The sequence below is a fragment of the Priestia sp. TRM10 genome, from assembly GCF_057808375.1.
The window spans coordinates 636,339-651,260 of record NZ_JBJZOT010000002.1; the positions used below are offsets into that span (position 1 = coordinate 636,339).

General features: G+C 35.5%; 10 protein-coding genes. 4 read left to right on the plus strand and 6 right to left on the minus strand.

The genetic code is table 11. The features are described 5' to 3' along the window. Nucleotides 1-203: 203 nt before the first annotated feature. The 5 genes from ACK3CR_RS03255 to ACK3CR_RS03275 all read right to left on the minus strand — a co-directional run bounded on the left by ACK3CR_RS03255 (nt 204) and on the right by ACK3CR_RS03275 (nt 7,043). Nucleotides 204-782, minus strand: a complete 579-nt coding sequence (locus ACK3CR_RS03255) for a TetR/AcrR family transcriptional regulator (RefSeq protein ID WP_488974761.1) — start codon at nt 780-782, stop codon at nt 204-206. Nucleotides 783-897: 115 nt separating this feature from the next. Beyond that, the gene (locus tag ACK3CR_RS03260) at nt 898-2,544 is read right to left on the minus strand and encodes an amidohydrolase (RefSeq protein ID WP_430238324.1); all 1,647 of its coding nucleotides are present in this window, start codon (nt 2,542-2,544) and stop codon (nt 898-900) included. A 52-nt stretch (nt 2,545-2,596) separates the two neighbouring features. Next, nucleotides 2,597-3,952: an APC family permease gene (locus ACK3CR_RS03265; RefSeq protein ID WP_488974762.1), complete on the minus strand. Its 1,356-nt coding sequence runs from the start codon at nt 3,950-3,952 to the stop codon at nt 2,597-2,599. A gap of 470 nt (nt 3,953-4,422) precedes the next feature. Next, nucleotides 4,423-5,541 carry an agmatine deiminase gene (aguA, locus tag ACK3CR_RS03270; protein WP_488974763.1) on the minus strand — a complete coding sequence of 373 codons (1,119 nt, stop codon included), beginning with the start codon at nt 5,539-5,541 and terminating at the stop codon, nt 4,423-4,425. Nucleotides 5,542-5,645: 104 nt separating this feature from the next. Further along, a complete protein-coding gene (locus ACK3CR_RS03275; protein ID WP_328123780.1) occupies nt 5,646-7,043 on the minus strand; it encodes a sigma-54 interaction domain-containing protein in 1,398 nt (465 codons plus the stop codon). 158 nt (nt 7,044-7,201) lie between these two features. Between ACK3CR_RS03275 and ACK3CR_RS03280 the strand changes: the two genes are divergently transcribed. Genes ACK3CR_RS03280 through ACK3CR_RS03295 form a run of 4 tightly spaced genes read left to right on the plus strand, consistent with a single transcriptional unit; the run spans nt 7,202 to nt 12,677 of the window. Beyond that, nucleotides 7,202-8,449 (plus strand): M20 family metallo-hydrolase, encoded by a 1,248-nt coding sequence (locus ACK3CR_RS03280; protein WP_328123781.1) that lies wholly within the window; start codon nt 7,202-7,204, stop codon nt 8,447-8,449. An 18-nt stretch (nt 8,450-8,467) separates the two neighbouring features. Further along, complete coding sequence (locus ACK3CR_RS03285; protein WP_488974764.1) at nt 8,468-9,838, plus strand: aminotransferase family protein; 1,371 nt, start codon at nt 8,468-8,470, stop codon at nt 9,836-9,838. Beyond that, nucleotides 9,798-11,321: an aldehyde dehydrogenase family protein gene (locus tag ACK3CR_RS03290; protein ID WP_243520149.1), complete on the plus strand. Its 1,524-nt coding sequence runs from the start codon at nt 9,798-9,800 to the stop codon at nt 11,319-11,321. The genes ACK3CR_RS03285 and ACK3CR_RS03290 overlap by 41 nt, the downstream gene beginning before the upstream one ends. Nucleotides 11,322-11,336: 15 nt before the next feature. Next, nucleotides 11,337-12,677, plus strand: coding sequence for an APC family permease (locus ACK3CR_RS03295; protein WP_488974765.1), 1,341 nt, complete (start codon nt 11,337-11,339; stop codon nt 12,675-12,677). Nucleotides 12,678-13,025: 348 nt separating this feature from the next. On the opposite strand, the gene ACK3CR_RS03300 is transcribed toward ACK3CR_RS03295, so the two are convergent. Further along, nucleotides 13,026-14,639, minus strand: coding sequence for an FAD-dependent oxidoreductase (locus ACK3CR_RS03300; protein WP_488974766.1), 1,614 nt, complete (start codon nt 14,637-14,639; stop codon nt 13,026-13,028). Nucleotides 14,640-14,922 lie beyond the last annotated feature (283 nt).

Here is a 14,922-nt window from a genome sequence, read left to right on the forward strand (position 1 = left end):
TTTTAATAGTTAGTCATTTTACCCCTACTAGTTTATTTTGACAATTAAGTAGATTTACAAACTTAATAATTAAGGAAAAAGCCTTATAGAATAAAGACGTGAAGTATTGATGGGAAATGAAAGACGAGATAGAACATATTTTTGGAACTATAAATATTACAACATTCCATTATTTTTATATTCTAGTACAGACCTTTATCATCTTATTCACCTACACCAAACCAAAAATTATCCCATATATTCTGTATTCTTGATTCCATCTTTTCAGTACCATAATAGGAAAATTCAATAAATATTCCGTCAATTAAACATAAATAAGACATAATTAGGTTGTCAATATTTCCTGGACGTATTTCTTTCTTTTCAATACCTTCTAAAAAAATAGCATGTAAAATAGACGAAAAAGAAACTTCAGACGAGAGAAATTTTTCATTTAGAATATGTTTTAGATGCTTTGGCGGAAAAATCATCGCTCTTTTCAAAAAAGTTGATTTATTTTCATGGTGTTTATAATATTTACATGTATCAAGAAGAATGTACTTTAATTTCTCTTTAGGAGCTAATTCATGGATCTCTTTTATAAGTTGATTTATTTTAGAGATATGCTCTTCAAGAATAGATTCAAAAAGGCATAAATAAAGATCTTCTTTACTCTTAAAATGATTATATATTGATGGCTTCTGGATCCCTACTATCCTCGCAATTTCTGATAAGGTCGTTCCATCATATCCATACTCAGTAAAAAGTTTTAAGGAAACGGCTTTAATTTTATCCTTTGTCATTGTTACCCTCCATAAATTCTAATGTCACTATATAAAATTATAAACACGTTTCCCTTCTAAATCTAATTCTTTTCATATTCTCGCTCATTATAGAGAGCGATCATACATCATCTCATTACGAAGATGGTTTAGAAATCGAGACTTCTTTATTTTCGTAAACAATATTTCCATCCTTTATTGTAAGTTGCACTTTAGTCTTAAGAATCTCATGTGTTGGCACTTCAAAAAGATTCCGATCCAAAACGATAATATCAGCAAGTTTTCCTACCTCAATTGTGCCTAACTCATGTTCCCTAAAACATCCATATGCTGGTCCTGCTGTGTAGGCTTTTAGTGCCTCACCAATCGTCAACTTTTGTTCAGGAAGCCATGTATGATGTGGCTCCCCACTATTATCAATTCGGGTAACTGCCGTATATATTTGTCTCATAGGATTTAGTGATATAGAAATGGGATAGTCTGTTCCCAAACATAAATGAGCTCCAGATCTTAGAAGATTTTTTGCCTGAAAGATATTTCTCTCCCTTTTAGGACCGATAATAGCAGAATACACATCTCTTGATGAAGCGGCCATATGGTCTGGTTGCATGGAAGCCATAACCCCTAACTTTGAGAAACGTTCCGTATCCATAGGATCAAGGACTTCGATATGTTCTATTGTATGCCTAGAATCTCTTTTCCCATTCTTTTCGATAGCCTCTTCAAAGGCATCTAAAGCTAAACGAATTGCAGCATCTCCAATAGCATGAAACCTTATTCTAAAACCGAGTTTGTCTGCCTCGATAACTCTATTAACTAAAATTTCCGCATCTAGAGCTGGGTGTCCATAAGAATCTGGTTGATCAGAATAAGGTTCTAGAAAATAAGCTGTATGTCCTGTTACTGTTCCATCCACAAATTGCTTTAGACCTGAGAATTGAAGGCTTTTTGATTGATATTTATCACGGAGAACCTTTGCTTTCTCTAAGTCACCATCTAATTCAGGTGTAATATGAAATCGAGTTGTTAATTTTCCTTGTTGGTCAAGTTTTTCATAGAGGCTGTAATCTTGAATAAAATCATCTATTGGAGCGTATAGGTCGTTAACAGAGGTAATGCCATATTGAGCAGTCATTTCTAAAAATTTTTTTAGTAACGTTTCTTTTTTGCTTTGCGTTAATTTTAATGCTTCTTTTAGAACTACCTGTTGAGCTTGTTCATATAAAACCCCTGTGAGTAAACCGTTTTCATCTCTTTCAAAGCGACCAAAGCTTGGATCATCTATATCTTCGTTAATTTCTGCTAAACTCATAGCCTTACTGTTTACCCATGTATAATGACCTTCAGCATGAAAGAGAACAACAGGTTGATTTGGAATCATAGAATCAAGGATTTTGTAATGTGGTTCTTGTTTATCATCCCAATAACCAGCATCCCATTGCATCCCTATAATCCATTCACCTTCATCACATTCTTTTGAGAATTCCCAAACCTTTTTAGCTACATCCTCAGCTGACATAGCGTCGGATAGATTAACACTATTTATACTTAATGAACCAAACATAATGTGAAGGTGAAAATCATGAAATCCAGGCATAATGAGCTGATTTCCATAATTTAATATTTTAGTCTCATTTCCAATAAGATGTTCAATTTCAGTTTTTGGCCCTACCCCTATAATTTTATTATCTAAAACCGCAATTGAGCCTGAAGTTGGTTTCTCCGTAAGTCCTGTAAATAGAGCATCACTTGAAATCACCATATCTGCTTTTTTCATACCCATATAAATTACCTCTTTCCTTATAAGATGATGAATAAATGTCTATATATAGGCTCTACATAGAGCTTATATTTTTGTTTTGCAAATCAAATTCTGGAGGACCCTTTTGAAACATTTTGGTTAAATATAGTAAATAAACAAAGCCAACCAGTAACCAAATCCCTCCTAATAATAGAGAGTACATATTTAACTTCGTTATAAACAGCAAAATAATAACAGCACCTATTAGAGGAATGAGTAAATTAAATATGCCACTTCTCAGAGTCCTTTGCTTTCCTCTTATAAAATAGTGAACAATTACAGCGATATTCACAAACATAAAAGAGAATAGAGCTCCAAAGTTAATGAGAGAGGTAGCTGTTTCTATACTTAGAAATATGGCACTTAATGCAATACAAGCAATTATTAATAAGTTATAGATTGGTGTTTTAAAGGTTAAAGAAATATAACCAAACACTTTTTTAGGAAGAACATTATCCCTCCCCATCGCATACAATATCCTCGCTCCACTAGTACCTGAGGCTATGGCAGATGAGATTGAAGAAGTTAATACAACAGAAACAAACAGACTATTCAGAAAATTACCTCCAACATATTTTATGACATCTACTATAGCTGTATCAGGATTTTGAAACGTACTAAACTTTGGAAATATAGCCTGTGCAAAATAAGTTGCGATGACGAAGAGTAGCCCTCCTATTAATGTAATAGCGAAAATAGCCTTTGGAAGTGCTTTTTTAGGATTTTTAGTCTCTTCAGCCAACGTAGTAACCGCATCAAATCCAAGAAAACTAAAACATAGGAGAGGAACAACAGGTAGAATATTATTCCAATCAACACTTGAACTATAAAAAGGTTCTCTCGTAAATAGTTCCCCTGCCCCCTTTCCTGCCATCAATCCCTGTATACAAAAGAAACTAAAAATGAGAATGAAAGAGATTTGGAAAAAGACAAGAAAGGTATTTACATTTGTGGCAATTTTAATTCCCAAAATGTTAACTACCGTCACAACTATCACAAAAAATACAATGCAAAGTTCAATTGGAACTTTTGGAAAATACGCATTCAGCATAGTTCCAAAAAGTAAGGAACTAATCATAGGGCTAAACATATAATCTAGCAAGATGACCCACCCTACTAGAAAACCAAGATGTGAATTGATCCCTTTCTGAACAAAAGCATAAGCAGAACCAGTCGCAGGATAAACTTTAACCATTTTGGCGTAACTATAAGCCGTGAATAAGATGACCGTTAAAGCAATAATATAAGCTGTTGGCACCATCCCTTTCGTTTGATTAATAGCGATGCCATATGTGCTAAAAACAGTAATAGGAGCCATAAAAGACAGACCAAATAAAACGATATGCCTTGTATTCAACAAAGGTTTCAGCTCAGATGTTTCTTTTGTCATAACACTCTCCTCCTTCATACGGTAATGTCTTTAAATCTATATAAATCTCTTTTTATGTAAAGACTAAAATGACATCCCCATGATTATCAAAACGATGATAATTATTTATATACTACGAAAAAAATGAGAGTTTTTTAATAAGGAAGCTAGAATATGCTTGTTTTTACAGGATAAGATTTTATAAGTAGGTGTATAGGCGTAGATCATCATTTATTTTTGTTCTAGACATAACACCCTACCTCATATTAACTACCGTTAGTTAGTATAGGCAGGATGTTGATTTATGACTAATCACTTAATTGAGTGTATTTAATTAAGAAATACTATTGTAAGGCATTTAAAGAGAAATACAGCTGGTTGTTTTGCTGTCTTCCATTCTAAGAATAGCATATAGGGATATTTTATGTTGAAATTTGTCATCTTGCCTTACATAGATAAGATGACAAATTAACTTTTAATATGGTTTTTATTTAATAATTTTTCTGAAACATAGATGCAGGTTGTTGTTGTGTAATACAATGAATATTTCCTCCAGCTATCGGAAGCTCACGTGTATCTATTAAGATGACTTTTCGATCTGGATAAATTTCTTCAAATTTCTTTCGAGCTTTATCATCACTTGGATCATCAAATGAAGGAACAATTACAGCTCCGTTGCATAGATAGCAATTAATATATGTGGCGACAAAAGGCATGCCTTCTTCACGTTTATAACTAGATGATGCAAAATCGATATTCTCACTTGCTTCTTTTGAGAGAATGAGTTCATTAGGTAATTCAATTTTATGAATGGTTAAAGATCTGCCCTTTGCATCTGTAGCTTCTTTTAGTATTTTATATGCTTCCTGATGAACATGGTATTGAGGATGATTAACATCTTCTGTCCAGCCGATAGCAACTTCTCCTGGACGAACAAAAAAAGCCAAGTCATCTACATGTCCATCTGTTTCATCTCCTATCAGTCCATCTTTAAGCCATATTACTTTTTCAATGTTTAAATACTCCTTTAATTTATCTTCAATTTCACTTTTAGAAAGATGTGGGTTGCGATTTTTGTTTAATAGACATTGCTCTGTTGTAATTAAAGTTCCTTCTCCGTCTACAGTAATAGATCCACCTTCTAAGATAAATTCTGTACATTCATAACAGTCTTTATTTTCGATTTCAAGAACTTTCTTTTTTACCATTAAATCAAGATCCCATGGAAAGTATAACCCTCCTTGAAGTCCTCCCCAAGCATTAAATCCCCAGTTTATTCCTCTTACTACTCCCTCTTCATTCTTTACAAATGTAGGACCAATATCTCTCATCCAAGCATCATTTGAAGAGATTTCTACAACTCGAACATGATGAGGAAGCATAGCTCTTGCATTTTCGTACTGTTCCGCGTTCACACCTACAGTAACAGGTTCAAACTCAGAGATAGTACTTACTACTTTAGCGAAAACTTGTTGTGCAGGTTTTGCTCCATTGCGCCAAGTGTCTGTTCTGACAGGCCATAACATCCATGTACCTGCATGTTGTTCAAACTCTCCAGGCATTCTAAACCCGTCCTTTTTAGGTGTACTATTTGTAATTGATAAACTCACTGTAAATTCCTCCTTAAACCTTTCAGTTTGTGACAGTTATTTATAATGCAAGTTTTGTGCCAATTCATTTTCAATTTAATATTTAGAGATTAGTAAATAAAAAGTTATGAAATATCATATTTTTTCATTCGACGTACAACAGCAGACTGAGTCAAGCCAAGCTTTTCTGCCATTTTACGAGTAGATTTATATTTAGAATAAGCTTTTAAAATCATCTTACGCTCTATACTATCTAAATACTCAGAAAGGCTTTTTCCTTGTAACTCCTCTTCCTCTGCTCCTAATGAAGCTGGTTCATCGTTAGTTTTTAGCATGTGGTATGGCAAGTCATTTTCTAAGATTTTTTCTTGCCTTACTGTAATAACAAGTCTTTCAATAAGATTTTCTAGTTCACGGATATTTCCGGGCCAGTTATAACGATAGAAAAAAGGTTGAACTTCTTTTGATAGTACGACATTTCTTTGATATTTATAGTTATAAGTTTGAAGAAAGTGATGCGCAAGTGGGAGAATATCTTCTCTTCGTTCTTTAAGGGAAAGAATCTCTATAGGAATGACATTTAACCGATAATACAGATCTTCTCTAAAACGTTTTTCTTTTACAAGCTGTAGTAAATCCTGGTTTGTTGCTGTAATTATCCTTGTATCAGAGTGCTGTAAAACTGTAGAACCAATCGGAAGAAACGACTTGTCTTGAAGAAATTGAAGCAGTTTAGGCTGTAGTTCTAGGGGGAATTCACCAATTTCATCTAAAAATAAGGTTCCACCAGATGCTTCTTCTATTAAACCTGTTTTTCCTCTGCTGTTAGCCCCTGTAAAAGCTCCTTTCTTATAACCAAACAATTCTGACTCAATTAAATTAGCTGGAAGAGCTCCACAGTTTACTTGAACAAATGGCTGATTTCTTCGGTCACTTAGAACATGGACTTCTTTTGCGAACACGCTTTTTCCGACTCCTGTTTCTCCTTGTAATAGAATAGTAGCGTCAAAATTAGCGACTCTTCTTAGAAGATCCATTACTTCATTATGAGCGTCACTTGTTCCAATAAGTCTCTTTTCTCCTGTTTTATCTCTTTTCTCACTTTTCATTTTCTGTATTTCATTCCAGTATTGACTCATAAGAGTTTCTGCTTTTTTAAGTTTAAAAGCATTTTTAACCATCTCAGAAATATCTTTAACATGCACAATTACGTATTCTTCTCCTGTTTCCTCTAATTCAATTAAACTACCTGTAGCTAAATATTGAATTCCTTTTGAAGTTTGAGCTTTCGATATTGTTTTTCTTTTCTTTAGTACAATTTTTGTTACGGAAGGAGTAAATAAATTTCGTGCTTCTAGTTCATCAGCTGTTTTCCCAATAATATCTTTTCGCTTCACACCTAGTTGTTTTTCACTTGTTTGATTAATCCATAATGTTACTCCATTTTTGTTAGCTATATAAATACCATCTTTTAATTGATCAAGCATCATTTTTATTTCTGAGCTTAAAAAGACAGGGCTCATAGCTTTCCCTCCAATCCCATCTGAGTCGATATCGATTTGTATTTGAATCAGTATCGATTCATTTTAAAGTATTATTTTGAAAATTTCAATTAATCCTTAACTTTTTATGTTGGCACGATACTTGCATCTAATTACAGTACGGAGGTGATTTAACAAATATGAATGGTTTAAATATTAATCAACAAAGACTGCTCCAGTCTATAAAAGAAAGTTCAGCAATTGGAGCAACTCCTAATGGAGGCCTACATCGTTTAGCTTTATCAATAGACGATAAGCAAATGAGGAATCTACTAATCAATTGGTTTAAAGAAGAAGGATTATCTATTAGAGTAGATGATTTTGGCAATATGTATGGTAGACGTGAGGGAAAATCTCATCATCAAATGCCTATTGTCATTGGATCACATCTCGATACTCAGCCTTGTGGAGGGCGTTTTGATGGGATTTTAGGTGTATTAGCAGCTTTGGAGGTTGTTCGTTCTCTGAATGAGGCAAATGTACAAACAGATCATCCAATTGAGATTATTAATTTTACGAATGAAGAAGGAGCAAGATTTGAACCACCAATGCTAGGATCTGGTGGAGTATGTGGTGTATTTGAGAAAGATTTCATTTATTCTCGCCAAGATAAAGACGGAATAAAGTTTCATGATGCACTTTCAGGTATTGGTTATAAAGGACTAAAAGAGAATAGGTTACAAAAAGCGGAATACTTTATAGAACTACATATTGAACAAGGTCCTATTCTTGAAGAAGAACAATTAGAAATTGGAGTTGTCGAAGGAATCCAAGGAATTAGTTGGATTAGTATTACAGTGGAAGGTGAGATGAATCACGCTGGTCCAACACCAATGGAAAACCGTAAAGATGCAGTTGTAGCAGCAGCTAAGATGATAGAAAGCATAGATAAATTAGCACAGGAATATGAAGGTTTAAAAACTACAGTTGGACAATTAAATGTCTATCCTAACGTACCTAATGTTATTTCAGGAAAAGCTGAATTTATTGTTGATATTCGCCATGAAGAAGATGAACAGAGAGAAAGAGCTCTTGAAGTAATGAAACAGCAATTGAGTACAATCTCAGGTTTATGCAATGTAGAACTCACTTTTCATACCTCATGGGAAAATGATAGCGTTACTTTTTCTGAAAAAGTGATTGAAACAATTAGCAAATGTGCAGAGAAGAGAAATTTATCTACTAAAAGAATGTTTAGCGGCCCTGGGCATGATGCCAAGTATATGGCTGAAATAGCTAAAACAGGGATGATATTTGTTCCAAGCCATCGCGGCATTAGTCACAATGAAGAGGAATTTACGAGAGATGACGACTTAGTAAATGGCGCTAATCTTTTGCTAGATGTTGTGTGTCAGTTATCTGGGGCAAAAATCCCAAAAACTATTTAATGAATAGGAGCGATATCAATGAAAAATCAAACTGTTTATACACTAGCTGAATTAGATAAACAACATATTTTACATCCTTCTACGTCCCCTGCCTTTAATCGAAATAATGGACCTACGATTATTTTTGAGCGAGGTGAAGGACTTCATATCTTTGATATGGATAACAACAAATATATTGATGGTGTGTCTATGCTATGGAATGTAAACGTAGGACACGGTAATAAAGAGTTAGCACTAGTTAGCTTCGATCAAATGCAAAAGCTAGCTTACAGCTCAATGTTTTATGGATATTCAAATGAACCGGCCGTGAAACTTGCCGAGAAAATTACTTCGATGACACCAGGTGACTTAGACAGCGTATTCTACACCTCCGGGGGTTCTGAATCTAATGATACAGCTTTTAAATTGGCTCGTTTTTATTGGGAAAGAAAAGGATTAGCAAACAAAAAGAAAATTATTTCATTAAAAAGAGGCTATCATGGTGTAACAGTTGCTGCTCAAAGAGCTACAGGTATTGAAGTATATCGTGCATTTTCAGGCTCGGGAGATCCCGACATCATAAATGCAGAACCCCATTTAACTTCTTGTGAACTTGGTGATATTAATCATCCTTCTTATCAAAATAGTATTCGTGGCACTATTGAGCGAGAAGGCGCTAATCATGTAGCAGCTGTTATTATAGAACCTATTCAAGGTGCTGGTGGCGTCCACGTCCCTCCAGAAGATTATTTACAGGCTGTCCGTAAATTGTGTGATGAGAAAAATATTCTCCTTATTGCTGATGAAGTCATTTGTGGATTTGGTCGTACTGGTCGTTCCTTCGGTGTAAATCATTGGGACATTGTTCCTGACTTCATGTCTGTAGCAAAAGGAATTACAAGTGGATATGCTCAACTTGGAGCGGTTGTAATGCGCACCCCTATTATGGATGCTATATGTGAAGTACCAGATATGCTTGCCCACGGATTTACCTATAGTGGTCATCCTACAGCATGCGCAGTTGGCTTGAAAAATCTTGAAATTATTGAAAGGGAAAATCTCATTGATCAAGCTGATCAAATGGGGAAACTTCTTTTAAAAGGATTTGATTATCTCAGTGATAAATATCACTTCTTTCATAATGGTCGAGGACGAGGGTTGTTAACAGGATTTGATTTAATGAAAGATCCTGAGCAAAACATCACCTTTACACCAGAGGAAGCTGCCGCAATGAGTATTGTGGAAGAATGTAAAAAACGTGGATTGCTTATTAGAGGATTTGATTTCGAACCTGGGATGAACATTGTAGCTATTGCTCCCCCTCTTATCTCACAACAAGAGGATATCGAGACAATTATCTCAATTGTAGATGAATCACTCTCTGCTTATTCAAAACGACTTGGTCTATAAGGAGGAAACACTCGTGTTGAACATAACAAAAGAAGTATTAGATTTCTTAGAAGAACCTAAAACACTTTTTATTAATGGGGAATGGTATTCTTCCCCTATGACTGGTACTTTTGAAACATTTAATCCAGCTACCGGAGAACTTCTCGCTCGGGTTGCTGAGGCAACGGAAGAAGATGTAGATCGAGCTGTTTATGCAGCTCGATCTGCATTCGAAAACGGAGAATGGGCTCGGATGGATGGTTCAATTCGTGGTCAATATTTATATAAGTTAGCAAACTTAATGGAAAGAGATATTCGTATTTTAGCAGAAATCGATACATTAGATAATGGGAAACCTATTGCAGAAATGCTAGGTAATGACTTACCAAACGCTATTGAGCAGCTTCGTTATTATGCAGGATGGACAACAAAATGGGGTGGACAAACGATTCCTATGTCTCCTCAATATTTCACTTATACACAGCATGAACCAGTCGGCGTTGTCGGACAAATTATCCCTTGGAACTTTCCTATTATGATGGCTATTTGGAAGATTGCACCTGCTTTAGCTACTGGATGTACGGTCATATTGAAGCCTGCAGAGCAGACTCCCCTTTCAGCTTTATATCTTGCTAAATTAATTGAAGAAGCTGGTTTTCCAAAGGGAGTTGTAAACATTATAAATGGAAAGGGTTCTATCACAGGTGAAGCACTTGTACAGCACCCTGATGTCGATAAGATTGCTTTTACAGGCTCTACCGCTGTCGGGAAAGCAATTATGCAGAAGGCCGCACAAACACTAAAGCGCGTAACATTAGAATTAGGAGGAAAGTCTCCTAACATTATCTTACCTGATGCAGACTTAACAAAAGCTATACCTGGTGTATTTTCTGGAATTATGGCTAACCAAGGGCAAGTTTGTTGTGCCGGGTCTAGAGTCTATGTTCAAAAAGATTCTTATGACCTCGTTGTTCAAGAGTTAAAACATTATGCTGAAAATGTGAAATTAGGAAATGGTTTAGAAGAAGATACGGAGATGGGCCCCTTAGTATCGAAAAAACAACAAGATACAGTTCTTTCCTACATCGAGAAAGGAGTTAATGAAGGCGCAACACTATTAGCTGGTGGCCAAAAGTTAGCCAAAGGTTGCTTTATTACTCCTACTGTTTTTACTGACGTAGATGATGAAATGACGATTGCGAAAGAAGAGATATTTGGTCCTGTTGTTGTCGTTATCCCTTATGATACACTAGAAGATGTTGTGTCTAAAGCTAATAACTCAATTTACGGATTAGCAGCTGGAATATGGACAGAAAATGTAAAAAACGCCCACCAATTAGCAAGTAAATTAAAGGCCGGAACCGTATGGGTCAACTGTTATAATCTTACGAATGCAGCTGTTCCTTTTGGAGGTTACAAACAATCAGGATATGGAAGAGAAATGGGATCGTATGCATTAGAAAATTATACAGAAGTTAAAAGTGTTTGGGTAAATTTAGATTAGAGAGGTTATCCTTGGATGAATAATTCAACTAAACAAGTAGCTCCGGATCGTCAATTGAGGATGAAACATGTAGTAGCAATCGGTTTTGCTTATATGGCTCCTTTTGCCGTATTTGATACTTTTGGTATTGTCTCACATGTTACAACTGGACTTGTTCCCCTTGCTTATTTTATTGTGTTTATCTCCATTTTATTTACAGCTCTTAGTTATCGGAAACTTGTGCAAAAGTATCCAATAGCAGGTTCTGTGTATTTATATACAAAGAGAATTATTCACCCTTATGCCGCAATCTTGGTTGGATGGGTATCCTTTATCGCTTATTTAGCCTTACCTATGATTAATGCTTTACTAGCTAGCGTTTATTTATCATCAGGGTTTCCAAATGTTCCAAAGTGGGTGTGGATCATTTCATTAATTACTTTTATTACTTTAATGAACTGTGTAGGAATCAAAATAGCGACAACCCTAAATACTTGGCTTGTTATCCTACAATTCATTGTTGTAATAGTTTTTATAGGTCTTTGTCTCAAAGATTTATTAAATACATCAGCTCAATTTATGCCTATTCATGATTTATTGCCAACACCTAATGAATTTCCTACTCTACTTCCTGGAGCAGCTCTCCTTACGTTATCTTTTGTAGGCTTTGATGCCATCACAAATCTATGTGATGAAACAATCCGGCCAGAAAAAACGATTCCAAAAGCTATTATCTTACTAGCAATAGGTGGACTAGTCTTTTTCGTTACTGTTACCTATCTTATGCAATCTCTTTTTCCGAATGCTAGTCAGTTTAATAATTATGAAGCAGCTTCTCCCGAAATTGCCGTTCATTTAGGTGGGAACTTGTTTCTTGCTTTCTTTTTAGGAGCAGCTTTATTATCTTGCATTGCTTCTGGATTAGCATCACAGTTAGTCGCATCAAGATTTTTATATGCGATGGGACGAGATGGGGCATTGCCTAAGAGAGTATTCTCTTATTTGCACCCTCGTTCTAAAACACCCCTTTTTAATATTCTAATAGTGGGATTACTAGCAGCAACTGCGCTTTTTTTAGATTTAGAAAAGGCAACAGCACTCGTTAATTTTGGAGCTTTCTCGGCTTTCACTTTTGTTAACATCTGTGTTTTATATGCATATTTTAAGAGGAAAAAGAAACCCGCTTTTTTGGAGAATTTCCTATTCCCTTTCCTTGGCCTAGTTTTTACTGGTTTTCTCTGGATAAGTCTTAACCCTTTTTCTTTACTTATCGGAGGCATTTGGACTTTGTTAGGGGTAGTTTATCTAACTAGTACAACGCGTTTCTTTAAGAAAGCACCTGTTGAGCTTCACTATGATGAACTAAGTGGCATGTAGGATCAATATGTATACATTCTTTAAAACGGGTTTCACATTTAGCTAATGGTGGAGATTCTAAATCACTTGTTATCCAACATTAACAGGTCACTGAAGAACAGCAAAGGGCTTCTGGTGTAAGACCCCGCCTATCCACTGGTACAGAAGCTAGTGATGATCTCTTATACTTGATTTAAATCAATCGTTAGAACAGCATAAGTAGAGAATACTTCAAAATAGAATGATTGCTTTATTAACTTACGGTGTAAAAAGCAGGCAGTATCTCTAGGAAACTGCCTGCTTTTTCTAATTTATACTGAGGAAGCTTATCAGTTTCCTATTGTGTAGGACCTATATTGTTTCACTGTCTTACCCTAGAATTGTAGTCATAACTTGTTTAAGTATTAAGTTAGGATTCACTATTCCCTCTTCTGTACGCCATGCTACAAAACCATCTGGTCTTATTAATACAGCCCCTTGAGAGGAAACATTGTACACTGCTTCCCAATTCCCCTCATACTCAACCAAATCACTCTCTGAACCAATGCCATAAACATCAATACAAATACCTAGGTGAGAAGCTACATTCTCAGCAGCAGTGCGCCAACATTTATTATCTTCGCCCGTTAATAGAACAAAATTTTCACCTATTAAATCTAAGGTAGATATATACTTATCTCCATACTTCAACCACATATGAGGAGCACGTGTACCTGGTTGTCCTTTTAGCTCTAATCGATCCATTCTATGTGGATTGAGTTTTTCCTCACTGATGGCTCCTGAGCTATATTTATATCCTACTGTAATTGCAAGATGATCCATATTATTAAGATTGCTTACCCCTTTATTCACAGCACTAAATAACAAATCACTGGCATATTTCGTTGTTTCTTTTACAACATGATATCTTTCATCATGATAAGTTTGGAGCAATCTTGGATGTGCTTGTTTTTGGATGACTGCTGCCAGTTTCCAAGCTAAGTTATGAGCATCTTGAATCCCTGTATTTGAACCAAACCCTCCGGTAGGCGGCATAAGGTGCGCTGCATCTCCAACTAGAAAGACTCGCTTATCCTGAAAACGAGTAGCTGTCCTTTCTACAGCTGCCCAAGGTAAAATACTTAAAATAACAATATCAAGATTTGAAACTCCTATAGCTTTTGTTATAATCTTATAGCACTCATCTTCGGAAAAATCCTCTGGGCACTGTCCCTTTGAAGGATCATAAGCTACATGGTAAATCCATTCATCGCCATTATTAACTGTAATTAGCGCACCAAATACTTCTGGATTTAGAATTTGATAGAAACCAAACTGGCTACCTTTCAGAAAATGACTGAGATTCGCCTGAAAATGGATATTCATATAATGGCCGCCTATTACTCCTCTTCCCGTTGTTGGAATGTTCGTATGTTTACGAATTGAGCTTTTAGCACCATCTGCCGCTACTAAATAATCACTTCGAATTACTTCTTCTTTTCCTGTCTCTCGATCCCTTATAATCGCGGTAACCCCTAAATCATCCTGTTGGTATTTTATAAGTTCAGTATTAAAGCGTATATGCCCTTTTCTTTGTTCAATAGCTTGAAGAAGGATAGGCTCTATCTCTGTTTGATAACACGATGCTGCCTTTGAAGGACTAATTTTTTCAATACTTTTAGCTACTCTTTCGTCAGTTGCCTTTTGTACACTCTCTACCTTTTTCAACTCCGCTAGGTCTATATTTTGGAGTGTTTCCACAGCAATCCTTCCACGAATATGATCTAACGGTTTACTAGCAGTACGAATAGCTGACTCTAATCCAAGTTGTCGAAATAACTCCATCGTACGAAACGTAATTCCTCCAGCTTTTGGATGTATAGCCGTACTAGAATGCTTTTCAATGAGTAAATAATCAATGTTATAACGTGCTAAAAAAAGAGCAGAAGTGAGCCCACTGAGGCCTCCCCCCACTATTAAAACAGGAGTATGCTTGTGTGTCATAGACAAATTCCTTTCAATCTTATATTTACCCATGGGTACCACTGAATTCAGTAATCAAACTATAATATAAAAAAATATAGAATTGTAGACTTTTATTAGATTTTGTTTTATTATATAGATAGAGTACGCCCCAAATAAGGTGTGCTTTTTTTAACTTCGGCAAATAACTCTTATGTACTACTCGGTCTCATAAAAACGTGAACGAATATATATTCTAGATAAACTACTCAAAGGCTCTGTGAGACCTCGACTAATCACATGAATATCTAAAAATCCCCTCCTC